Here is a 22,168-nt window from a genome sequence, read left to right as displayed (position 1 = left end):
CATCATCAAGGGAATAAGGACTTCTCCCATGGCCACCAAGGGCACCGTAAAATTCTTCAACCAGGACAAGGGCTTTGGCTTCATCACGCCGGAAGGCGGCGCCAAGGACGTTTTCGTCCACATCTCGGCGCTGCAGGCCGCTGGTCTCCAGACCCTGAAGGACGGCCAGCAGGTCACCTTCGACACCGAGCCGGATCGCATGGGCAAAGGCCCGAAGGCCGTCAACATCCAGGCTGCCTAAGCCGGATCTGATCGCTTTGCGATGACTGAATTGAACGGCGTCCCTCGGGGCGCCGTTTTTTTGTTGTGATAGCGAATAGCCGGTAGCCAATAGAATCAATGCTTTACTGACTATTGGCTATTGGCTACGCACTACTCCGCCGCCTGTTTCGCCTCGGCCGCGGCAAAAATCGCGTCAAACGCCGCGGCGATCACCTCCGGCCCGGCCCCGGCACGCGTCGCATCGGCCGACAGGATCTGCCGGAACCGCCGCGCCCCCGGCCAGCCCTGGAACAGGCCGACCATGTGCCGCGTCACATGAATCAGCCGTCCGCCCGAGGCAATATGCCGGGCCGCATGCCACATCATCGCGTCACGGACATCGGCCCAGAACGCCAGCGACTGCCGGTGCCCGTCGGCGGTAAAGGCCTCGCCGCTCAAGTCGATCGGCGGTGCCCCGGTCAGCGGATGCGAAAAATATTGGTCCACGGCCGTCAGCATGGCGCTATCATGATAGGCGGTTCGGCCGAGCATGACGCCATCCAGAGCGGGATGAGGAAAAGTGTGCAGCGGTTTTCCGCCCGCATCCCGCTCCGCCTTAGACTCACGATTCAGCTCCTCAAGGGCCTGATTCAGACTTCCAAGACCGCCGTTCAGACCAATGAAAAGATGAGGATTTTCTGATTTGAGACGATGAACCAGATCATAATCCAGCGGCGGAATATCGCGGTTCTCCTTCGGCGACAGCCCCAGCAGCCAGGCTTTGCGCGCATGCACCCAGACGGCATCGGCACCAGCCTTTGCGACCTGGGACGCGAGATCGCGCAACGCCACCTCCGGCTCCTGGTCGTCGACGCCGATCCGGCATTTGACCGTCACCGGGATTGACACCGCCGCCTTCATCGCCGCCACGCAATCAGCCACCACCGCCGGCTCGCGCATCAGGCAGGCCCCGAACGTACCCGACTGCACCCGGTCCGAGGGACAGCCGACATTCATGTTGATCTCGGCATAGCCGAAGTCTTCACCGATCCGCGCCACTGCCGCCATCTTGGCCGGATCGTTGCCGCCGAGCTGCAACGCCACCGGCTGCTCGGTGTCATCAAGCCCCAGCAGCCGCTGCCGGTCGCCACGCAGGATCGCCTCGCAGACGATCATTTCGGTATAGAGCAGCGCATGCTTCGAAAGCTGCCGGGCCATGAACCGGTAGTGACGATCGGTCCAGTCGATCATCGGCGCAACCGCGAAAACCGGTGCCCTGAAATACGCCGAACCGCTCGCGCCAGCCGCCAATGTTGTTTCGTCGCTCATGAAAACACTTTCATCCCCGCACGCTCCGCAGGCAGCATAATGAGGCTGGGGCGCACAAGCGGGAAGGTATCATCCGGCTAAACGGCGCCATTAACCGCGGCCTTATACAGCGGGCCGGTTTTGAAAGCGAGATGGAACTTTGGGTGAAGGCGCGAGACGACAAGGTGCACAGGTACGTAAAGCAAGAGGAGCGAGAAGACCGCCTGGCCCATCGCCGGCATGTAACGATGATCGATTTCAATCGTGCGAACCGGCTCTGCCGCAAAAACAACGGCAGGATGCCGCGGCTTGATGCACGGCCGGTTTTCGCAATTCTATGCCGGACGCATCAATGCGCCTGAAGCTTTGCCTCTTTCGCGGCCGAAATGAACACTTCCCTTGCTTCCTCGGGCGACTTGCGGCCGTCGAGTGCTGCACGGCACAGGCTCCTGGCGGCGACGTAGCGCGGACCACGCAGATCCGGCCAGGTGTCCATCAGGCAGATCAGGGCATCGAACGGTCCCTGGACGAGCTGAGAGCCTTTTTGTCCAAACCCAACTTCCACGGGACGGGACCATTTGGCATATGGCATGAGCGTCTCCTCCGATTTTCTTGCCAAACCATAATCGGAGGATAACCGATTTGGTTCCGGCTGGGCAGTCGGCAAAATGAAAAAAGCCTGCCGCGGGAGGAGGTGCGGCAGGCTTCTGAAAATGACCCACGGTCGGGAGGAGGTGACCGCTGATCGATCGCAGCTTTCCGGGAGGAGGTGAATCGCTGCGATAAATATGACTTTATTACCGCATTGCAGCAAAATCAAGGCAAATGTTATGCGGTGCAGCAATTTTACCAATAATGGCTGCGATGCGGTGGCGGGTTCGCGGCACTGCCGATCAGATAGCCGGCAAGAAAAGCCGCGGCGCCGAAAACGAGCAACGCCGTGCTTGTTGCCGATCGGTGATCGTGCGCAATCCTTGCGACCGCCGTAGCTTCATCCTTGACATAGCTTGCCGCCCGCTTTGCTTTTGCAGATGCGCCGCCTGCCTCACCCAATTCGCCCGTGAAACCGGTTCGCAATTTTTTGATATTTGCCATCTTCATGCTCCTCTTCTTCTTCAGCAAGGAAACATGTCAAAAGTAATATAGTTCCATCAAAAGACGGAGAGGATGCCCGAACCTTGGGCGTATGCTCGAAAAATGCGCCCGAACGGCTCTTTCGATAGAAGATCACGCCATCGTTACGACACGAAATCAAGCCCTTTGCTGAAAAATGACTGTTGTGATTCGTTTACCTGTGGCATGTTATTAGATGTATGCCCCATAAAAACCGATTTCGGAGTAACAACTGCAATCCAGAATCAAAAAAAATAACGCGACGGGAGAGAAAACATGGCAGAGGAAAATCTGTATCGCATCGTTGAAGTCAGTTTGAAGCGTGGTGCTGATCGCCGTGACGTCGGCATCATGACCGTGCGCCAGGCGCTGGAGCTTCCGGATGTCCCCAGCCTCGAATATACCCACCCGGACCTCAATTCCCGAGCTGGAAGCCGGTTTCTGACGCGTGATCAGCTTGAGGCCTATGCCTGCAGCTGATGCACCTTTCCCCACCCCGTAAAGGGGTGCTATCGTCCGGCATCCGCAATCGAATGCCTGGATGCCGATGACCACAATTGTTCCCCTTCCCGCCCCGGTTCTGTTGCCGGTTGCGAATACCGAGCGGGCCTTTCCCGTTCGCCGCGTCTATTGCGTGGGGCGCAACTATGCGGCCCACGCAATAGAGATGGGCCAAGATCCCGATCGCGAAGCGCCATTCTTCTTTCAGAAAAATCCGGACAATCTGGTGCTGCGGGGCACGGACTTTCCGTACCCGCCGCTTTCCTTAGACGTTCATCACGAAGTCGAACTTGTCGTCGCGCTGCAAAAGGGCGGCAACGATATCGCGACAGGCGACGCCCTCGATTGCGTTTACGGCTATGCCGTTGGCATCGATTTCACCCGCCGCGACCTCCAGGCCGCGGCGAAGGCGGCTGGCAAGCCCTGGACGGCGGCGAAAGCCTTCGAACACTCGGCGCCGGTTTCAGAGATCGTTCCGGCCGCGACCATAGGTCATCCCGCCGACGGCAATATCTGGCTGACGGTCAACGGCGACAGGAAACAGTATGGCGACCTCAACCAGATGATCTGGAAGGTGCCGGAAATCATCGCCGAACTGTCGACGTTTTTCACGCTTGCTGCCGGAGACGTCATCATGACGGGGACGCCCTCGGGCGTAGGACCGGTGTCGCGCGGTGATGTGGTTTCCTGTGGTATCGACGGCGTTGCGACGCTGACCGTCACGGTCGTTTAAGGACAAGAAGGAAAAATCATGCCGCTTTATGCACTTGGCCCAACCCGACCATCTGTCCCGGCGCAAGGCAGCTATTGGGTGGCGCCGGACGCGCATGTCATCGGCAGGGTCGAACTGGGCGAGGATGTCGGCGTCTGGTTCGGCGCTGTGCTGCGCGGCGACAATGAGCCGATCCGGATCGGCGCCCGCACCAATATCCAGGAAGGCGTCGTCATCCATGTCGATCCCGGCTTTCCGGTGGCGATCGGCCAAGGCTGCACCATCGGCCATCACGCCATCGTGCACGGCTGCACCATTGGCGACAATTCGTTGATCGGCATGGGCGCGACGGTGCTGAATGGCGCGGTCATCGGCAACAACTGCCTGGTCGGCGCCAACGCGCTGGTAACGGAAGGCAAGGTCTTTCCCGACAATTCCCTGATCGTCGGCGCACCGGCAAAGGCCATCAGGCTGCTGGATGATGCGGCCGTCGCCGGTTTGAAGAACTCGGCGAACGGCTATGTCAAGAAATGGCAGCTTTTCGCGACAAGCCTGTCAGTCCTTGGGTAGTTGCGGTCAAAGTTTCAGTGCCTCAACCGGAGCGCGTTAGCGACGACGGAGACCGAGGACAGGCTCATGGCGGCGGCGGCAATCATCGGCGAGAGCGGCGACCGGTCAACGGTAGAGCACCTGCCAGCCGACGAAAGCCGCTACCGCGACAACGACGACGGAAGGCACAAACCCGCCGGATAAGTTTCTGGATCGGCGCGCGCGAACGCTGGGCCGAGGCGACCACTCGACGACCTGCGACAGGACCGTATCGATGCCACCATTTCGACCCGGTACGACCAGCGTGCCGTTGCGGTTGATGGTGCCGCCTGTGACCTCAGCGCGCCCGTGATCTTTTCGACCGGCAAAGGCTCGCCGGTGATCAGGATGTTCGGACATCGCTTGAAATGGATATGGTTTGACGGGTCCTGACGGAGATTATGCGCAGGTGCAGTTCTGGCAGTGGCCGCGAATCTCGATCGTCGTCTTTTCCGTCTTGAAATGCTCCCTGCCGGCGAGCGCCGAGAGCCGTTCCTCTATACCCGCATCATGCATTTCGGTGACTTGGCCGCAGTCCTCGCAGATCGCAAAGGCCGTCACGCCGTGATCATGGTGATGATGATGATCCGGATGGGCGCAGGCGACGAAGGAGTTGAGGCTTTCGAGACGGTGGATCATGCCAAATTCTAGCAGCTTGTCCAGCGCGCGATAGACCTGCAGCGGCGCGCGAAAACCGTGGTCGCGTAGCTTGTCGAGGATGGTATAGGCGCTGAGCGGGCCCTCGGCGTGGGTCAGCGCATCCAGCACCAGCGTCTGGTTCTTGGTGAGTTGCTGCGCCATCAGTGATGCCCTCCATGCGTCGAGTGAATGGCTGTTTCGGTTTCGCCGTTGCGGCCGAACGGCAGAAGGCTGAGGACGAAAAGCCCCATCGCCGCAACCACGATCGAGGGTCCGGACGGCGTATCAAAGTGCAGCGAGCCGAACAATCCGCCGGTGACGGCGAGCACGCCGATGACCGAGGCAAGCACGGCCATGATCTCGGGCGACGTGGCAAAGCGGCGGGCGGTTGCCGCCGGGATAATCAGCAGCGATGTGATCAGCAGGATGCCGACGATCTTCATGGCGATCGCTATCACCAAGGCCATCAGCAGCATGAAATAGAGCCGTGCGCGCTCCGGCTGCAGGCCTTCGGCCTCGGCCAGTTCCGGGTTGACGGTGGAGGCAAGCAGCGGCCGCCAGAGATAGACGATCGCAAACAAGACGAGAATACCGCCGCCCCAGACGAGATCGATATCCGCTTCAGAGACCGCGAGGATATCGCCGAACAGGAAGCCGACGAGGTCGATCCGCACCCAGCTCATGAAGGCGACCATGACGAGGCCGATCGACAGCGCCGAATGGGAGAGGATACCGAGCAGCGCGTCGGTCGAAAGCGCGCCGCGCTTCTGCAGGAGAAGCAGAAGTAGCGACACGGCCGCGGCGACAATGAAGACGCTGAGCATGAGATTGAGTTCGAACAGCAGCGACAGCGCCACGCCGAGCAATGCCGAATGGGCCATGGTGTCGCCGAAATAGGCCATGCGGCGCCAGATGACGAAGCAGCCGAGCGGGCCGACGGTTATGGCAAGGCCGATGCCGGCAACGAGCGCGCGGGTGAAGAAATCGTCAAACACGGCGCGTCTCCTTGTTGTCGAAGCCCTGCAGGCGGCTCTGATGGCCGCAGCCGCAATCCGGGCCGTGGACATGATCGGCATGATCATGGGCGTCGTGGGCGTGGTGGTGGCCATCCTCCGGGTGGCAATGTTCGGTGATGCTGCCATCGGCATGCAGCACGCGGCCGTCGGGCAGATGGGTGTGATCGTGATCGTGGCTGTAGACGGCAAGCGTCTTGGCCGCGCGGCTGCCGAACAGCTTCAGATACTCCGGGCTCTGGCTGACGATCTGCGGCGTGCCGCGGCAGCAGACATGGCCGTTGAGGCAGATCACCGTGTCGGTCTCGGCCATCACCACATGCAGGTCGTGGGAGATCAACAGGATGCCGCAGCCGGTCTGGTTACGGATGGATTTGATCAGGTCGTAGAGCGCGATCTCGCCGGAGAAGTCGACACCCTGCACCGGTTCGTCGAGAACGAGCAGATCGGGCTTGCGGGCAACGGCGCGGGCAAGCAGGGCCCGCTGGAATTCGCCGCCGGACAGGTGCTGCACCTCGGCGCGGGCCAGATGCGCAATGCCGGTCGCTTGCAGCGCTTCCTCGATCTCGCGGCCCTTCAGCGGGCCGGTCAGCGTCATCAGGCGCTCGACCGTCAGGGGTAGCGTCCAGTCGATGGCCAGTTTCTGCGGCACATAACCGATCTTCAGGCCCGGCTTTCGCTCGACCCAGCCCTCGTCCGGCTTCAAAACGCCGATCGCGGTTTTCGCTGTCGTCGATTTGCCCGAACCGTTCGGGCCGATCAGTGTCACGATCTCGCCGCTCATGATCGAGAACTCGACGCCGCGCACCAGCCAGCGGCCGCTGCGGCGCACGCCGGCATTGTTCATGAGGACGAGAGGCTTCTGGTCGGGCGTGCGGAGCATCCAAAAAATCCGGATTTCGGTGTTGCCAGCCGCTATGCCACACGTTATAGCATAACGCAATTGATGTAATAACATTACATTGATTTACAAGACAGGAGTCCCCGCATGAGCCTGAAAAAATCCCTCCTTCTCACATCCTCCCTGCTTTTCGCCCCCTCCATGCTTCTGGCAACGGGCACCGCCCATGCCGAAGTCCCGAACGTTGTTGCATCGATCAAGCCGATCCACTCGCTGGTTGCCTCGATCATGAAAGGGCTCGGCGAACCGACGTTGATCGTCGAGGGCGCCGCCTCCCCCCACACCTATAGCATGAAGCCCTCCAACGCCTCGGCGCTGGAAAACGCCAATATCGTCTTCTGGGTCGGGCATGGGCTGGAGGCCTTTCTGGAAAAGCCGCTGGAATCACTGGGCAGCGGCGCGAAGATCGTCGAACTGGACGATGTGCCCGGACTTGAGAAGCTGAAATTCCGCGAAGGCGGTGCGTTCGAGGCGCATGACGACGGCGGCGAACATGAAGCAAGCGCAGAAGGCGCCGAGGATCACGCCCATGAGGAGGGTCACCACCACGAAGAGGGTGAGTTCGACATGCACCTCTGGCTCGATCCGGCCAATGCCAAGGCGATGGCAGCCGAAATCGAAAAGACGCTGGCGGCCGCAGATCCGGGCAACGCCCAAACCTACAAGACCAATCTCGAAGCCCTGAACACGCGGCTCGACGCACTCGACAAGACGCTTACGGAAACCGTCGCGCCGATCAAGGACAAGCCCTTCATCGTCTTTCACGACGCCTACCAGTATTTCGAACATCGCTACCATGTGAAGGTGGCAGGCTCGATCACCGTCAGCCCCGAGGTTCTGCCCGGCGCCGAGCGCCTGTCTGAGATCCACGCCAAGATCGTCGAACTTGGCGCAACCTGCGTCTTTGCCGAACCGGAGTTCGAGCCGAAGCTGGTCAATGTCGTGCTCGAAGGCACCCCGGCGAAATCCGGTACACTCGACCCGGAAGCCGCCACCCTCGAGGCCGGCCCCGACCTCTATTTCCAGCTGATGGAAGGCATCGGCACCTCGCTGAAAACCTGCCTTTCCAACGGCAGCTAAACAGGTTCCCTCCCAACGACCTTTGAAGGCGGGCCACAGGTCCGCCTTTTTCAGACCAATTTGTGTAATAGTATAACATTAAGGATGCAGGATAATGTCCGACAGACTTCCGGTCACCGTTCTCTCCGGCTTTCTCGGCGCCGGAAAGACGACGGTGCTCAATCATATCCTCAACAATCGTGATGGCTTGCGCGTCGCCATCATCGTCAACGACATGAGCGAGGTGAACATCGATGCCGCACTGGTGCGCGACGGCGGCGCGAACCTGTCGCGGACGGAGGAGCAACTGGTCGAAATGACCAATGGCTGCATCTGCTGCACGCTACGCGACGACCTTCTGAACGAGGTACGCAAACTCGCCGAGCAGGACCGGTTCGACTATCTGCTGATCGAATCGACCGGCATTGCCGAACCGCTCCCCGTCGCAACGACCTTCGAGTTCCGCGACGAAAACGGCGCCAGCCTCTCGGATGTGGCGCGGCTCGATACGATGGTAACCGTCGTCGATGCCGCGAGCCTCTTGGCCGACTATTCCTGCGACGATTTCCTCGCCGACCGCGGCGACACGGCCGGAGAGGGCGACAACCGCACGCTTGTCGATCTGCTGGTCGAACAGATCGAATTCGCCGACGTCGTCATCCTCAACAAGACCGGCAGCGCCACGCCCGAAAAGCTTGACGCGGCGCGCAAGATCATCGTCGGCCTCAATCCGGATGCACGGCTGCTCGAGACGGATTTCGGGCGGGTGGCGCTACGCGATGTGCTGGGCACCGGGCTGTTCGATATGGCGAAGGCCGAGCAGCATCCGCTCTGGTACAAGGAACTGCACGGCTTCAAGGACCATGTGCCGGAAACGGAGGAATATGGCATCCGCTCCTTCGTCTACCGCGCGAAACGGCCGTTCGATCCCGCCCGGTTTCATGCCTTCATCAATCGTTCCTGGCCGGGCGTCGTCCGCGCCAAGGGCTTCTTCTGGCTGGCGACACGGCCGCATCATGTCGGCGAACTGAGCCAGGCGGGTCCCATGGTGCGCACATCGAAGATGGGCCTGTGGTGGTCGGCGGTTCCCAAAGCCCAGTGGCCGGACGATCCGGGTTTTTTGGCGATGATGAAGCCCTACCTTGATCCCATCTGGGGCGACCGGCGCCAGGAGATCGTCTTCATCGGCGCCGACCCGATGAACCAGACGGCACTGGAAGCCGAGCTTGACGATTGTCTGGTTGATGCCGGCAGCTTCACGCCAGAGCACTGGCGGACACTGCCCGATCCGTTCGCGGATTGGTCCGCCAGGGCGAGCTAGCGGCGCGAGCACTATCCGCTGTTCTCGAAAGGCGGCACGACGCCGCTCTCGACAACCGTGCTTTCTCACTCAACGGTGAATTACAACGCCTCGTAGCTAAAGCGATCGAAATCGGCGACCTTGGCCCGACCCGATGTGTCGAACGCAAAAACGCCCGCGAAAGCGCCGGTGAACGAGCCGTGTTCGCCGCGCCCGCCCTCGTCCGAAACGACGCCCGCATCGAGCACCGGGCCGATCTTGCGCCAGGCCTGGTAGCCGTCAGGGTGCCAGAAGAACTGTAGCTCGTTACCCCGGACTTCCATTGCCAGATGGACCTGTCCGAACGGGACGGTGATGCCGCCGTCGGAGGGAAACGTCATGCGGCCATGCGGAAAATCGCCGGCGCAGGAGAAGATCGTCACGACCCGGCCGAGCTTTTCATGCAGGGTAACAGCGAGCGCGTGAAACTTATGGCGGTTGTAGTAGTGGGTCAGACCAGCGGCCTGCTGATAGGTATCCGGCTCGAATTCGACGACCGTCTCCGCACGGAAGGAATGGTGCTCCTGGCGGCGCGCCACCACCGCCTGTTCGAACCAGCTGCCGATGCTTTCGCGGCCGTACAGCCGCAGATGACCGGGCTTCTCCGTCAGCGAGAAAATCCGCTCGGGCAGAGGCGTGCGCAGCCATTGGAAATCATCGGGCAACGCCGGGCGGTCGAAATCGGTTTCGATCCTTGCGGGCTTTTCGACGACAGCGGTCTCGCCCGGCGCCGGAACCTCGACGGCCGGTACGACACCACCCTGCTCCAGATAGAGCCATCCGTCATCACCCCAGACGCATTTCTGCAGCGCCGTCTCACGGCCGAGCGTACAGCGCCGGAGCGGCGGCAGCGGGCGCCCGGTGAGATGCGTATGATAGGCCTGCCCGTCCGGCGTCTCGACATACTGGCCGTGCCCTGCCCTTTGCAGCACCGCGTCCGGCGCATCCTTGGAGGTGATCAGATGCGTCTGCGGATGTATCTCGTAGGGGCCTTCGATCGTCCGCGAGCGAGCCATGGTCACGACGTGATCGTATCCCGTGCCGCCCTCGGCCGTGGTCAGATAGTACCATCCATTGCGCTTGAAGAGGTGCGGACCTTCGACAAGCCCTTGGGTACTGCCGGCGAAGATATTCTTGATCGGCCCGACGAGCTTTTTCGAGATCGGGTCCCATTCCTGCAGCAGGATGCCATCGAAAGCCGGGCTCTTCGGCGAACCGCCAAAGCTTTCCGTGCGATGATTCCACTGCATATTGAGGAACCATTTGCGGCCGTCATCATCGTGGAACAGCGACGGGTCGAAGCCGGAGGAATTGACATAGGTCGGATCCGACCAATCGCCCTCGATCGACTCGGATGTGACGATATAGTTGTGCGCATCCTTGAAGTTGCCGTCGAAGCGCTTGACGTCGGTGTAGACCAGAAAGAACAGGCCGTCGGCGTGCGACAGGCATGGCGCCCAGATGCCGCAGCTGTCGGGATTGCCGCGCATGTCGAGCTGGCTTGCGCGCTCCAGCGGCCGGCGCACCAGCCGCCAGTTGACCAGGTCGGGCGAGTGGTGGATCTGCACGCCGGGATACCATTCGAACGTGGACGTGGCGATGTAGTAATCCTCGCCCACGCGGCAGATGGACGGGTCGGGATTGAAGCCCGGCAGAATGGGGTTACGGATCAACGCGCTCATGACGAACGTACCTCATCGTTTCTTAGACATCATCCAATCCCCAAACTGGCCGCCAATTCAAGTCCCTTGCGGAGGTATCGGTGGTGAAATTCGCCTTCTCCGTCCGACTCGCGGCCCGGCTTCCATGCAGACTGTGCCTCGCCAACTCGTCCGCAACAACGCGATTCCCCGCGATTTTTGCCCATCCTTTGGGCACTGCAGCAAAGCCTAGGTACAACTTTGGTATGACGTTGCCATACCACACGGGAAAATCCAGCCGCAGGCTTGAAACGGGGCTTGAAATCGGCACTGTGGCTATGCTTGGCAACAAAATCGAAAATCAGCTTGGCGGGGAGGAACTCTTATGACCGCACTGCTCGGTATCAGCAGGCTCATCGACCGTGTCACGGAAATCATCGGCAAATCAGTCTCCTGGCTGATCCTGGTGGCCGTTCTGGTCAGTGCCGGCAATGCTATCATCCGAAAAATATTCAACATGTCGTCGAACGCCTGGCTGGAGGCGCAGTGGTATCTTTTCGGTGCCGCCTTCATGCTCGCGGCTGCGTATACGCTCAGCCAGAACGAGCATATCCGCATCGACGTCGTCTACGGCAAGTTTTCGCGCCGCGTGCAGCACTGGATCGACCTGTTCGGACATGTCTTCTTCCTGATGCCGTTCGTATTGCTGATGACATACTATCTGATCCCCTATGTGCTGATGTCCGTTCGCTCGCAGGAAGGCTCATCCAGCGCCGGTGGCCTGATCGTCTGGCCAGCCAAGGCGATCCTCCTTTTCGGCTTTATCCTTCTCGCGCTGCAGGGCGTTTCGGAGATCATCAAGAAGATCGCGATCATGACCGGCAACATGGATGACCCGACGCCCTACGTACCGACCCACGCACCGCTGGACGAAGCCGTCATCCCGGAGGCACGCCCATGATCGAGTTCATCGCCGTAAACCTCGCACCGATCATGTTCGTGTCATTGATCGTGTTCCTCCTGCTGGGTTATCCCGTTGCCTTTTCGCTCGCCGCCAATGGCCTCTTGTTCTTCTTCATCGGCGTGGAGCTTGCTCCCTTGTCTGCCGGCTCCATCAATCTCTCCTGGCCTCTGCTCAATGCACTGCCGGAACGATTCTGGGGGGTGATGTCGAACGACACATTGCTCGCCATCCCCTTCTTTACCTTCATGGGGATCGTGCTCGAACGATCCGGCATGGCGGAGGACCTTCTCGACACGATCGGCCAGTTGTTCGGCCCCATTCGCGGTGGCCTTGCCTATGCGGTGATCTTCGTCGGAGCGCTGCTCGCAGCCACCACTGGCGTGGTTGCAGCTTCGGTCATCGCCATGGGCCTGATCTCGCTGCCGATCATGCTGCGCTACGGCTATGACCGGCGCGTCGCCTCCGGCGTCATCGCGGCGTCCGGCACGCTTGCCCAGATCATTCCGCCTTCGCTGGTCCTGATCGTTCTTGCCGACCAGCTCGGCCGTTCGGTCGGCGACATGTATGCCGGCGCCCTGATCCCCGGCCTGGTGCTGACCGGGCTCTACATGCTCTATATCCTGATCATGACCTTCGTCCGGCGTGACTCGATGCCGGCGCTGCCGCTCGAAGCCCGCACGCTCGGCTCGGGCGTTACCTCGCTCTTTGTCGCGCTCGCCGTTGCGGCGGGTATCGCCTATGCGGCGCATATCTACCTCTCGTCGACGCAGGGCGAAAACGCCGATATTCTCGGCGCCACTATCGGCGTGGCCTTCATCTACGTGGTTGCGCTCATCGACAGGGGATTGAAGATCAATGCAATGTCCAGGCTTGCCCAGCAGGTCATCATCGTCCTGATCCCGCCACTGGCCCTGATCTTCCTCGTGCTCGGGACGATCTTCCTCGGCATTGCAACGCCGACGGAAGGCGGCGCCATGGGCGCTGTCGGCGCCCTGATCATGGCAGCGGCCAAGGGACGCCTGACCTTGGATGTGGTCCGCTCCGCGCTGGCCGCCACGACCCGTCTGTCGGCCTTCGTGCTGTTCATCCTGATCGGCGCACGGGTGTTCTCGCTGACTTTCTACGGAGTCAACGGCCACGTCTGGGTGGAACATCTGCTGGTGGGGATGCCCGGCGGTGAAACCGGCTTCCTGATCACCGTCAACCTGCTCGTGTTCTTCCTGGCGTTCTTCCTGGATTTCTTCGAACTCGCCTTCATCATCGTGCCACTGCTGGCACCGGCGGCCAACGCGCTCGGCATCGACCTTATCTGGTTCGGCGTCCTGCTCGGCATCAACATGCAGACGAGCTTCATGCATCCGCCCTTCGGGTTTGCGCTGTTCTACCTGCGTTCGGTCGCGGCCAAGGTGCCTTATCTCGATCGGGTCACGGGTAAGCTGACGAAACCCGTGACCACAGGGCAGATCTATTGGGGGGCGGTGCCGTTCGTCGGCATTCAGATCCTGATGGTGGCGTTGACGATCATGTTCCCACAGATGGTCATGCACTACAAGGGCGACGCCGCCGTCGTGGACCCAGCAACGATCAAGATCGAGGTGCCCGGTTTCGGCACGGGTGGTGGCGGCTTGACCTTGCCGGACAATGGCGGCGGTCTCGGATTGCCGGGTGGTCTGCAACTGCCTGGCGGCAATCCGCTCGACGGCGGCCAGCAGCCGACGGATCAGAATGGCGCCGGTGGCGAGCAGAAGAAGCCCGCCAACGACCTGAGCGCCCCGCCGTCCTTCAACTGATCTACAAGCCGGGCCGGTGTTCGCACCGGCCCTCCTCCAGACAATGACGGGCATGGAAAAACCCCGAAGCGCAGAGCGCTTCGGGGTTTCTTCGTTTCAGGGATGAGACGGCGCTTAGAGCTTGCCGCCGCGTTGCTGGATCATCATGAAGGTGTCGTAGTTGTATTCGGCGATCTGGGCATTGAGGTAGTACTCGCCGCGGAACGCCTTGATCGAATCCCAGATCTTCTTGAAAGTCGGGTTCGAGGCTTCCATGCCAGCGTAAACCTCATTGGCCGCGTCGAAGCAGGCCGACAGGATTTCCGGGCTGTAAGGGCTAAGCTTCGCGCCGGCGCCGACGAGACGCTTGATCGCCGCAGGATTGAGGTAGTCATACTTCTGCAGCATGTTCGCATCGGTTGCCTGGCATGCAGTGCGCAGCAGCGACTGATAGTTTTTCGGCAGGCCGTCGAAAGCCGCCTTGTTGAACATGGCGTGCACAGTCGGTCCGCCTTCCCACCAGCCGGGATAGTAGTAGTACGGCGCAACCTTGTAGAAGCCGAGCTTCTCGTCATCATAGGGGCCGACCCATTCGGCGGCGTCGATGGTGCCTTTTTCGAGCGACGGATAGATGTCGCCACCGGCGATCTGCTGCGGTACGACGCCGAGTTTCTCGACGACCTTGCCCGCAAAGCCCCCGATACGCATCTTCAGGCCCTGCATGTCGGCGACCGTCTTGATCTCCTTGCGGAACCAGCCGCCCATCTGCACGCCGGTGTTGCCACCGGGATATCCAACGAGGCCTTGCGTCGCCAGGAATTCGTTGAACATGTCGATGCCACCGCCATGATAGTGCCAGGCATTCATGCCGCGGGCATTCAGCGCGAACGGGACTGCTGCGCCGAGAGCCCAGACCGGATCCTTGCCCCAATAATAGTAGGAAACCGTGTGGCAGGCTTCGACCGTGCCGGCCGCGGCGGCGTCGGCTGCCTGCAGGCCAGGGACGATTTCGCCGGCGGCGAAGACCTGGATCTGGAAATTGCCGTCGGTCGCTTCGGAGACGTACTTCGACAGCACATCGGCACCGCCATAGATCGTGTCGAGAGACTTCGGAAAGGATGATGCGAGACGCCAGTTGATCTTGGGGCTGCTCTGGGCGACGGCGGGCGCTGCGAGCGTCGTTGCCGCGGCAGCGCCGACGCCACCGAGACCTGCACGCTTGATGAATGAACGGCGATCCATGTTCTCTCCTCTGTTTTCGCGGACAGCCGGCTTTGCCGAAACTGTTCCTCCCCGCGGGGCGCTGGCCGCACCACTCGGTTTCGACTGGCTCAAACGGACATACGCGTTTTCGAATTCACGAGATTCGGGCAGATAATTCCAATGAAATCACCCGCCTCCGCGGGCAGATTACACGCTCGCCCCCTCATGTCCAGCCGTGCCAAGAAAAGCCCTTCTTCGACTTTTGTCTAATAACAACTTTCAATGTTTGCAGCGACTTACGTTACCGGCCAGGCAAGATCGTCAAAGAGCCGGAGCGCCGGAAAAGCGTGCCGCGCATATACCAGGCTTTCGAACGGACAAAGGCACCGGATCCGACGATCCGATGCCTTGTTTTATTCTCGCCGGCTTGCCTAGTCGCGTTCCGCCGACGAAGCCCAGAGATTGATGTCAGCTTCCTTGGCGTAGACATCGATCTCTGCCAGTTCCTCGGCCGTGAACGTGTCGTTCTTCAGCGCGGCGACGCAATCGACGATCTGCGACGAGCGGCTGGCGCCGATCAGCGCCGAGGTGATGTGGCCGCCGCGCAGCACCCAGGCGATCGCCATCTGGGCCAGCGTCTGGCCGCGCCTCTCGGCGATCTCGTTAAGTTTCCTGATATTGTCGATGATCGACGGGCGGATGAAGTCCTTCTTGAGGAAGTGATCCTGCGCCGCGCGGCTGTCGGCGGGAATGCCACCGAGATATTTCGTCGTCAGCATGCCCTGCGCCAGCGGCGAAAACACGATCGAGCCGACGCCGAGGCCTTCGAGCGTATCGATGAGCCCGTCATCCTCGACCCAGCGGTTGAGCATCGAATAGCTCGGCTGATGGATAAGCAGCGGCGTCCCGAGATCCTTGAGAATTGCAGCCGCCTCGCGGGTGCGCTGCGAGTTGTAGGACGAGATGCCGATATAAAGCGCCCTGCCCGAACGGACGATATGATCGAGCGCCGCACAGGTTTCTTCGAGCGGCGTAGCCGGATCGAAGCGGTGGGAGTAGAAGATGTCGACATAGTCGAGGCCCATGCGCTTCAGGCTCTGGTCGCAGGAGGCGATCAGATATTTGCGGCTGCCCCACTCGCCATAGGGACCCGGCCACATGTCGTAACCGGCCTTTGAGGAAATGATCAGCTCGTCGCGCAAGCTGGCAAAATCGGTGCGCATGATTTCGCCGAAAGCGGTTTCGGCCGAGCCCGGAGGCGGACCGTAATTGTTGGCGAGATCGAAATGGGTGATGCCGAGATCAAAGGCCGTGCGGCACATGTCGAGCTTGCGCTCATGCGGCGTGTCATGGCCGAAATTGTGCCAGAGGCCGAGCGACACCGCCGGCAGCTTCAGCCCGCTCTTGCCGCAGCGATTGTACGTCATCGTCTCATAGCGATTGTCTGCGGGTTGCCAGCTCATCGTTTCATCCTGCCCTGTGCCTGAAATATACTTGAAAACGGAATTCCCGAAGCAGCGCGGCTCCGGGAATGATTTGGATCGGTATATTTTACTGCGATGACGGTGCAAAGCGATACTGCCCCTGCACCCCCAAATTTGGCCTATCGCAACAGCGCCTTGGCCTCCTCGATGCCGAGCGCCGCCGGCTGCGTGCAGGTCGTCGTCAGTTCGACGAACTGGCCGGTCGCGCCCGACTGCAGGATCGACACCATGACATCGACGCCATGCAGCGCGCGCTCCAGCGAGCAACGGGCATCGCGACCTTCGAGGATGGCGAGCGCCATGTCGGCAAGGCCGGCGGTGCGGTAGTTGGCCATCGGCCCCTGCGGGTGTTCCTGATTGTCAATAGCAAAGGGATGATCCCACATCTCGACGGGCTGAATATCCTTGTCGCGGCCGCTCGCCAGGACCGTGCCTCCGAAGAAATTCGGATCTGGCAGGAAGAGTGAGCCGTCGGTGCCATAGAGCTCCATGTTGCCGTGGCGGTGCGACCAGACATCCCAGCTCGCCGACAGCGTCACCGTCGCTCCGTTCTGGAATTCGAGCAGCGCATGGATGTTGGTCGGCGTCTTCACCGGAATGACCTCGCCCTTGCGCGGTTCACTGGTGATGGTGCGCGTATGGTTGGCCATCGAGGTCAGCGCCGCCACCCGCTTGACCGGGCCGATCAGGTTGACGAGGTTGGCGATGTAGTAGGGGCCGAGGTCGAGGACCGGGCCGCCGCCGGGCAGGAAGAAAAAGTCCGGGTTCGGATGCCACATTTCCATGCCCGGGCTCATCACGTGGCAGGTGCCCGATGTCACGCGGCCGATTTTGCCTTGGTCGATATAGTCGCGCGCCAGCTGGTGCGCACCGCCGAGGAAGGTGTCCGGCGCGCAGCCGACCTTCAGGTTGCTGGCCGTGGCGATGCCGCGCAACTGCTCGCCCTGCTCGAGCGTCAGTACGAGCGGCTTTTCGGAATAGACGTGCTTGCCGGCTTCGAGGATCATCTTGGAAACGGGAAAATGCGCTTCCGGGATTGTCAGGTTGACGACGATGTCGATCTCCGAATTGGCAAGCAGTTCCTCGATGGTCTGCGCCTTGACGTCATATTCGGATGCGCGCGTCTCTGCGGCCGCCGGATTGATGTCGGCGCATGCGAGCACCCGGATGCCCTTGAAGAGCGGCGAAAGCCTGAAATAGGTGGTGGAAATGTTGCCGCATCCGATGATGCCGACGCCGAGTTCCTTTGTCATGATGTGCTCTTTCTATCAGTAGGTCTTGATCGACGCGATCGAGCGCTCGGCCGTCGCCTTGAAGTCCTTGGGGTTGTCGTGCTCGACGATGTAGTACCGGGCAGGTGTCGCGGTCAGCGCCTTGAACAGTCTCTTCCAATCGACCGTGCCGTGGCCGACGTCGGCCCAGCCGTCCTCATCCGCGTTTTCGCCGGCTGCAGCGATGTCCTTCACGTGGACGGCCGTAATGCGGCGGCCATATTTTTCGATCCAGGCAAAGGCATCGGCACCGCCGCGGATGACCCAGGCAATGTCGGCTTCCCAGGAGAGTTTCGGTCCGCCGGCAAAGATATGGTCCTGCGGGATCGAGCCGTCCGGCAGCGTGGCGAATTCGAAATCATGATTGTGCCAGCCAAAGTCGAGGCCGGCGTCACGGAAGGGTTTTCCCGCCTTTTCCAGGCGTTCCCCGAATGCCTTCCAGCCGGCGGCATCCGTCGGCCGCTGTTCGGGAAGCAGATAGGGGCAATAGATCGCCCTGATGCCGAGGGCATTGACGATTTTAAGGACGCCAGCCGGATCGGATTCGAGCATGTCCAGACCGAAATGGGCCGTTGGCATGATGACGCCGCTTTTGTCCATGTCGGCCTTCAGCGCAGCAAGGGCATTATCGTCGAGCGCGGCGTACAGCGCGCCGTAACCCTCGACCTGTTTGTAGCCGACGGCACCGACTGTCTTCAAGACATCGGAAAGCGGCGGGAAATTGCGGGCGCTGTAAAGCTGGAAGCTGATATCTTTCATCGGAATTCTCCTCGGTGGACGGGGATGTGCCAGAGCGGGCCTCAGCCATTGCCCTGGCAGGATTGAAGATCGAAGGCCATGAAACTCGGGGCGTTGCCGGAAGCAGCCTGTTGTTTCGGTGTGAAGCGGATCAGGCGGCTCTCGCCGGCCGTCAGGTCGAAGGCATTGTCGGAATAGCGACCTTCGACATCAGCCTCGACAACGACATGCAGGGCAAGGCCGGTCGCCGTGACCGTGACCTCGTAGGTGTTGTCAGCGGCCTCGCTCGTCGAGATCAAGAGATCGGACGGAACTAGATCGAGCGCCTTGTAGGTGCCTTGCACATGATGCCCCTCGCCGCGCATGCTATTCGATGCTTCGAAGGACCAGAACAGCAGCATGTTCTCCGGGATATCCGCAGCAGCGATCGTCAGCAGTGTTGCGGCGCGATCCGGGCTGCAGGTACCGGCGGCGGCCGTCAGGGGCTGCTTCTCGCCCGACAGCGAAACAAGGAAGGTCTGCAGCTCGACCGTGACCGGCGCGGCGGTGTCGTTGACCATAGAGAAGGCGATGGTCTTTCCATCGTCGGAGGGGATGGCTGCGACAGCCACCGGCTGGAAGAAGCGCCGCACCATGTAATGCATGGCCTTCCAGTTGCCGCCATGATCAAGGCTCGCCCATGAGGCAACCGGCCAGGTGTCGTTGAGCTGCCAATAGAGCGTGCCCATGCAATGCGGTTTGAGCGACCGCCAGAAATCGACGGCGGTGCGGATCGCCAGTCCCTGCTGTATCTGGCTCAGATAGACGAAATTCGAAAAATCCTTGGGGAAGCGGAAATAGCGGAACATCGTCGCGGCGATGCGCTCGTTGCCGCCGGCATTCTTCTGGTGCGTTTCCATCACCGGCGAGGCGATGTTCAGGTCCTTCTGTTCCGCGAACTGTCGGACGACCGGCATCGAGGTATAGGACTGGAAACCGAATTCCGAGCAGAAGCGCGGCCGGACGGTGCGGTAATTGTCGAACGACTTGTTCTCGTGCCAGACTGACCAATAGTGCATGTCGCCGGAACCGTCCGCATGCCAGGCATCGCCGAAGTTGAGCGGGCCGACGGAGGGGCTGGATGGCCACCAGATCGCGTCCGGCGCCGCGGCCTTGATGCTAGCCTCGATCGTGCGGTTGAGGCGGTCGTAGGAAACGAGATAGCGGTCGCGATCCCTGCGGCTCTCTTCAAACCAGTTAAGCGCTCCGACCAGTTCGTTGTCGCCACACCAGAGCGCGATCGATGGATGCGACGATAGCCGCTTGACCTGATAGTCCACCTCCGCCGCGACGTTTTCGAGGAAATCCGGGGTCGAGGGGTAGAGATTGCAGGCGAACATGAAATCCTGCCACACCATCAGGCCCAGCCGGTCGCACAGATCGTAGAACCAGTCCGTCTCGTAAAAGCCGCCACCCCAGACACGGATCATGTTCATGTTGGCATCGACCGCCGAGCGCAGCAGGTCCTCGACGCCCTCCGGCGTCACCAGCGAGGCGAGCGCATCGGCCGGGATCCAGTTGGCGCCGCGGCAGAAAATCTCGCGGCCGTTGACACGAAAGGCAAAGCGGCTGCCGGCGTCGTCCTCGTCCGTCAACAGCTCGATGGTGCGGAAGCCGATCTGCCGGGTTACCGTCTCGCCCGGGAACGAGACGGTGAGTTCGCACAATGCCTGCGCGCCGCTGCCAGCCGGCCACCAGAGCTTCGGATCTTCGACGGTAAAGACATGCGTGACCTGTGTCTCACCGGTATTGACGGCGCAATCCAGATGCTCTCTTGCGCCGTCGAGCGAAAAGTCGATGCGGACGATGCCGGGATCCTCGGCGAAAAGCGTCACCGTCACCTGAAGGTCGATTGCACCACCGGCCTGCGGCACCTGCCGGGTTGTGACATGTTCGATGCGGGCGACCGCAAGCTTCTTGAGTGCGATCGAACCGTAGATGCCGAGCGGCGCGATTGCGATGTTCCAGTCCCAGCCGAAATGGCATTGCGGCTTGCGCAGCATATTGCCGTTGGGGATCGGGCAGTTTCCGGTCGAGTACGGAATATAGAAGGGCTGGGCCGCTTGCCGTTCGGCGGCGGCGGCGATCGACGAGTGGATGACGACGCGCAGCCGGTTCTGGCCCGTTTTCAAGGCCGGACCGACCGCTGGGCGATAGCGGCGAAAGCAATTCTCCGCCTGAAGAACCAGCTCATCGTTGACATAGACCGAAGCGATCGTGTCCAGGCTTTCGATATCGAGATACCAGAAACCGGCGAGATCGGCCGCATCGATCTCGAATGTACGCTCAAGCACCCAGTCCTTGTGCGCCACCCACTGAACATCGTTCTCGTTGCGGCCGGCATAGGGATCGGCGATCATGCCGACAGCCTGCAGGGCGCTGTGGACGTCGCCCGGAATGGCGATCGTCAGCGCATGACTATTGTCGGACGAGGCAAGCAGCCAGTCGCCGGATAGGTCGAGCGCTACGGGTTCGGACGTGAAGGTGTCAGCAGACATTGTCAAAAATTCCATTGGCTGCCTGCGCCCGCTCGGGGACAGGCGTCATCGTCTTTGGGCGGCCACGGAAAGCGCGGCCGATGGTACGGATTGATCAGATCCTGTTTTCGGTGGTGGCGTCGAAGACCGAGGCCATCGACATGTCGAAGCTGAGTTTGAGCGCCGTTCCAGGCTTGTAGCGCCGCGAACCGGCGATGCGCACCGACATGGTTTGCCCGGCGTGCCTCAGCCAAAGGAGGTTGTCGGCGCCCATCGGCTCCTCGATATCGACGACCGCATCGTGAACTTCCGTTCCAGGCATGTTTTCATCGACCTTGACGTGTTCCGGTCGCACGCCGAGAACGACATTGCGGCCGGCCTCCAGCGGTCCGCGCGCCGGGTACGCCTCCATGCCGAAATCAACGCCGTTGACTTCCACCACCTTGCGCCCTCCCCGCTCCTTGATCTCGCCGCGGAAGAAATTCATCGACGGCGAGCCGATGAAGCCGGCGACGAAGAGGTTTTCGGGAAAATTGTAGATCGTCATCGGATCGGCAAGCTGCTGGATGACGCCGCTCTTCATGACGGCGATGCGGTCGGCCAGCGTCAGGGCCTCGATCTGGTCGTGGGTGACATAGATCATCGTATTGTTCAGCGACTGGTGAAGCCGCTTGATTTCGACGCGCAGTTCCGAGCGCAGCTTGGCGTCGAGGTTGGAAAGCGGCTCGTCGAACAGGAAGACGTCGACGTCGCGCACCAATGCCCGGCCGATCGCGACACGCTGACGCTGGCCGCCGGACAGCTCCGATGGCTTGCGCTTGAGTAACGGCTGGATCTGCAGGATTTCGGCGGCGCGCGTGACGCGCTTGTCGATTTCGGCGGCCGGCAGCTTGGCGACGCGCAGGCCGAAGGACAGGTTCCGCTCGACCGTCATCTGCGGATAGAGCGCATAGGACTGGAACACCATGCCGATGCCGCGGTCCTTGGGCTCTTCCCAGGTGACGTTCTTGTCCTTGATGAAGATCTGGCCGCCGGTGACGTCGAGAAGACCGGCTATGCAGTTCAACAGGGTGGACTTGCCGCAACCGGACGAGCCGAGGAGGACGAGGAATTCGCCGTTCTTGATGTCGAGGTTCAGCGTGTCGAGCACGGTGACGGCACCGAAGCTCAACGACAGATCCTTGACCGATACGCTGACGTTGTTCATGC

Annotated in this window: 22 protein-coding genes; 8 read left to right on the top strand and 14 right to left on the bottom strand. The window is 61.0% G+C overall.

The features are described 5' to 3' along the window. The first annotated feature begins 28 nt into the window (after window positions 1-28). Window positions 29-241: a cold-shock protein gene (locus tag ACSQ2W_RS16040; RefSeq protein WP_018324555.1), complete on the top strand. Its 213-nt coding sequence runs from the start codon at window positions 29-31 to the stop codon at window positions 239-241. Between the two features lie 131 nt (window positions 242-372). Here the strand turns inward: ACSQ2W_RS16040 and dusA are convergent, their stop codons facing one another. The 3 genes from dusA to ACSQ2W_RS16025 form a co-directional block, all read right to left on the bottom strand. Beyond that, a complete protein-coding gene (gene dusA / locus ACSQ2W_RS16035; RefSeq protein WP_436087144.1) occupies window positions 373-1,530 on the bottom strand; it encodes a tRNA dihydrouridine(20/20a) synthase DusA in 1,158 nt (385 codons plus the stop codon). 328 nt (window positions 1,531-1,858) lie between these two features. Beyond that, window positions 1,859-2,101, bottom strand: coding sequence for a DUF982 domain-containing protein (locus ACSQ2W_RS16030; RefSeq protein ID WP_436087808.1), 243 nt, complete (start codon window positions 2,099-2,101; stop codon window positions 1,859-1,861). 254 nt (window positions 2,102-2,355) lie between these two features. Next, window positions 2,356-2,631: a hypothetical protein gene (locus ACSQ2W_RS16025; protein WP_436087143.1), complete on the bottom strand. Its 276-nt coding sequence runs from the start codon at window positions 2,629-2,631 to the stop codon at window positions 2,356-2,358. 267 nt (window positions 2,632-2,898) lie between these two features. Here ACSQ2W_RS16025 and ACSQ2W_RS16020 point away from each other — a divergent pair, with 267 nt between their 5' ends. The 3 genes from ACSQ2W_RS16020 to ACSQ2W_RS16010 all read left to right on the top strand — a co-directional run bounded on the left by ACSQ2W_RS16020 (window position 2,899) and on the right by ACSQ2W_RS16010 (window position 4,405). Continuing rightward, on the top strand, window positions 2,899-3,102 hold the full coding sequence (locus ACSQ2W_RS16020) for a hypothetical protein (protein WP_436081025.1): 204 nt from the start codon (window positions 2,899-2,901) through the stop codon (window positions 3,100-3,102). Window positions 3,103-3,169: 67 nt separating this feature from the next. Continuing rightward, entirely contained in the window at window positions 3,170-3,856 is a 687-nt protein-coding gene (locus ACSQ2W_RS16015) for a fumarylacetoacetate hydrolase family protein (protein WP_436087142.1), read from the top strand. A gap of 18 nt (window positions 3,857-3,874) precedes the next feature. Further along, entirely contained in the window at window positions 3,875-4,405 is a 531-nt protein-coding gene (locus tag ACSQ2W_RS16010; protein WP_436087141.1) for a gamma carbonic anhydrase family protein, read from the top strand. A gap of 105 nt (window positions 4,406-4,510) precedes the next feature. Here ACSQ2W_RS16010 and ACSQ2W_RS16005 read toward each other — a convergent pair whose 3' ends face one another. The 4 genes from ACSQ2W_RS16005 to ACSQ2W_RS15990 are packed head-to-tail and all read right to left on the bottom strand — an operon-like array spanning window position 4,511 to window position 6,958. Beyond that, window positions 4,511-4,783, bottom strand: coding sequence for a hypothetical protein (locus ACSQ2W_RS16005; RefSeq protein WP_436087140.1), 273 nt, complete (start codon window positions 4,781-4,783; stop codon window positions 4,511-4,513). Window positions 4,784-4,822: 39 nt separating this feature from the next. Continuing rightward, window positions 4,823-5,227, bottom strand: coding sequence for a Fur family transcriptional regulator (locus ACSQ2W_RS16000; protein ID WP_113007202.1), 405 nt, complete (start codon window positions 5,225-5,227; stop codon window positions 4,823-4,825). Then, window positions 5,224-6,057 carry a zinc ABC transporter permease subunit ZnuB gene (gene znuB / locus ACSQ2W_RS15995; protein WP_436087139.1) on the bottom strand — a complete coding sequence of 278 codons (834 nt, stop codon included), beginning with the start codon at window positions 6,055-6,057 and terminating at the stop codon, window positions 5,224-5,226. The genes ACSQ2W_RS16000 and znuB overlap by 4 nt, the downstream gene beginning before the upstream one ends. Next, window positions 6,050-6,958, bottom strand: a complete 909-nt coding sequence (locus ACSQ2W_RS15990) for an ATP-binding cassette domain-containing protein (protein ID WP_436087138.1) — start codon at window positions 6,956-6,958, stop codon at window positions 6,050-6,052. Before ACSQ2W_RS15990 ends, znuB begins: the two co-directional genes overlap by 8 nt. Before the next feature lie 105 nt (window positions 6,959-7,063). Between ACSQ2W_RS15990 and ACSQ2W_RS15985 the strand changes: the two genes are divergently transcribed. Both ACSQ2W_RS15985 and ACSQ2W_RS15980 read left to right on the top strand, forming a co-directional pair. After that, window positions 7,064-8,056, top strand: coding sequence for a zinc ABC transporter substrate-binding protein (locus ACSQ2W_RS15985; protein ID WP_436087137.1), 993 nt, complete (start codon window positions 7,064-7,066; stop codon window positions 8,054-8,056). A 94-nt stretch (window positions 8,057-8,150) separates the two neighbouring features. Beyond that, a complete protein-coding gene (locus ACSQ2W_RS15980; RefSeq protein ID WP_436087136.1) occupies window positions 8,151-9,356 on the top strand; it encodes a GTP-binding protein in 1,206 nt (401 codons plus the stop codon). Between the two features lie 80 nt (window positions 9,357-9,436). On the opposite strand, the gene ACSQ2W_RS15975 is transcribed toward ACSQ2W_RS15980, so the two are convergent. After that, on the bottom strand, window positions 9,437-11,056 hold the full coding sequence (locus tag ACSQ2W_RS15975) for a glycoside hydrolase family 43 protein (RefSeq protein WP_436087135.1): 1,620 nt from the start codon (window positions 11,054-11,056) through the stop codon (window positions 9,437-9,439). A gap of 343 nt (window positions 11,057-11,399) precedes the next feature. On the opposite strand from ACSQ2W_RS15975, the gene ACSQ2W_RS15970 reads away from it, so the two are divergent. Both ACSQ2W_RS15970 and ACSQ2W_RS15965 read left to right on the top strand, forming a co-directional pair. Beyond that, entirely contained in the window at window positions 11,400-11,975 is a 576-nt protein-coding gene (locus ACSQ2W_RS15970; protein ID WP_436087134.1) for a TRAP transporter small permease subunit, read from the top strand. Next, window positions 11,972-13,768 (top strand): TRAP transporter large permease, encoded by a 1,797-nt coding sequence (locus ACSQ2W_RS15965; protein ID WP_436087133.1) that lies wholly within the window; start codon window positions 11,972-11,974, stop codon window positions 13,766-13,768. Before ACSQ2W_RS15970 ends, ACSQ2W_RS15965 begins: the two co-directional genes overlap by 4 nt. Before the next feature lie 114 nt (window positions 13,769-13,882). Here ACSQ2W_RS15965 and ACSQ2W_RS15960 read toward each other — a convergent pair whose 3' ends face one another. The 6 genes from ACSQ2W_RS15960 to ACSQ2W_RS15935 form a co-directional block, all read right to left on the bottom strand. Further along, window positions 13,883-14,989, bottom strand: a complete 1,107-nt coding sequence (locus ACSQ2W_RS15960; protein ID WP_436087132.1) for a TRAP transporter substrate-binding protein — start codon at window positions 14,987-14,989, stop codon at window positions 13,883-13,885. A 392-nt stretch (window positions 14,990-15,381) separates the two neighbouring features. After that, window positions 15,382-16,413, bottom strand: a complete 1,032-nt coding sequence (mgrA, locus tag ACSQ2W_RS15955; RefSeq protein ID WP_436087131.1) for an L-glyceraldehyde 3-phosphate reductase — start codon at window positions 16,411-16,413, stop codon at window positions 15,382-15,384. A gap of 140 nt (window positions 16,414-16,553) precedes the next feature. Next, the gene (locus ACSQ2W_RS15950; protein ID WP_436087130.1) at window positions 16,554-17,687 is read right to left on the bottom strand and encodes a Gfo/Idh/MocA family protein; all 1,134 of its coding nucleotides are present in this window, start codon (window positions 17,685-17,687) and stop codon (window positions 16,554-16,556) included. A 15-nt stretch (window positions 17,688-17,702) separates the two neighbouring features. Continuing rightward, window positions 17,703-18,464 (bottom strand): sugar phosphate isomerase/epimerase family protein, encoded by a 762-nt coding sequence (locus ACSQ2W_RS15945; protein ID WP_436087129.1) that lies wholly within the window; start codon window positions 18,462-18,464, stop codon window positions 17,703-17,705. Window positions 18,465-18,505: 41 nt separating this feature from the next. Continuing rightward, a complete protein-coding gene (locus tag ACSQ2W_RS15940; protein WP_436087128.1) occupies window positions 18,506-20,980 on the bottom strand; it encodes a beta-mannosidase in 2,475 nt (824 codons plus the stop codon). A gap of 94 nt (window positions 20,981-21,074) precedes the next feature. Next, window positions 21,075-22,166 (bottom strand): ABC transporter ATP-binding protein, encoded by a 1,092-nt coding sequence (locus tag ACSQ2W_RS15935; RefSeq protein WP_436087127.1) that lies wholly within the window; start codon window positions 22,164-22,166, stop codon window positions 21,075-21,077. Window positions 22,167-22,168 lie beyond the last annotated feature (2 nt).

This window comes from Pararhizobium sp. LjRoot255, assembly GCF_964252905.1.
Lineage (GTDB): Bacteria > Pseudomonadota > Alphaproteobacteria > Rhizobiales > Rhizobiaceae > Pararhizobium.
This window is presented reverse-complemented; position numbering and strand designations above follow the sequence as displayed.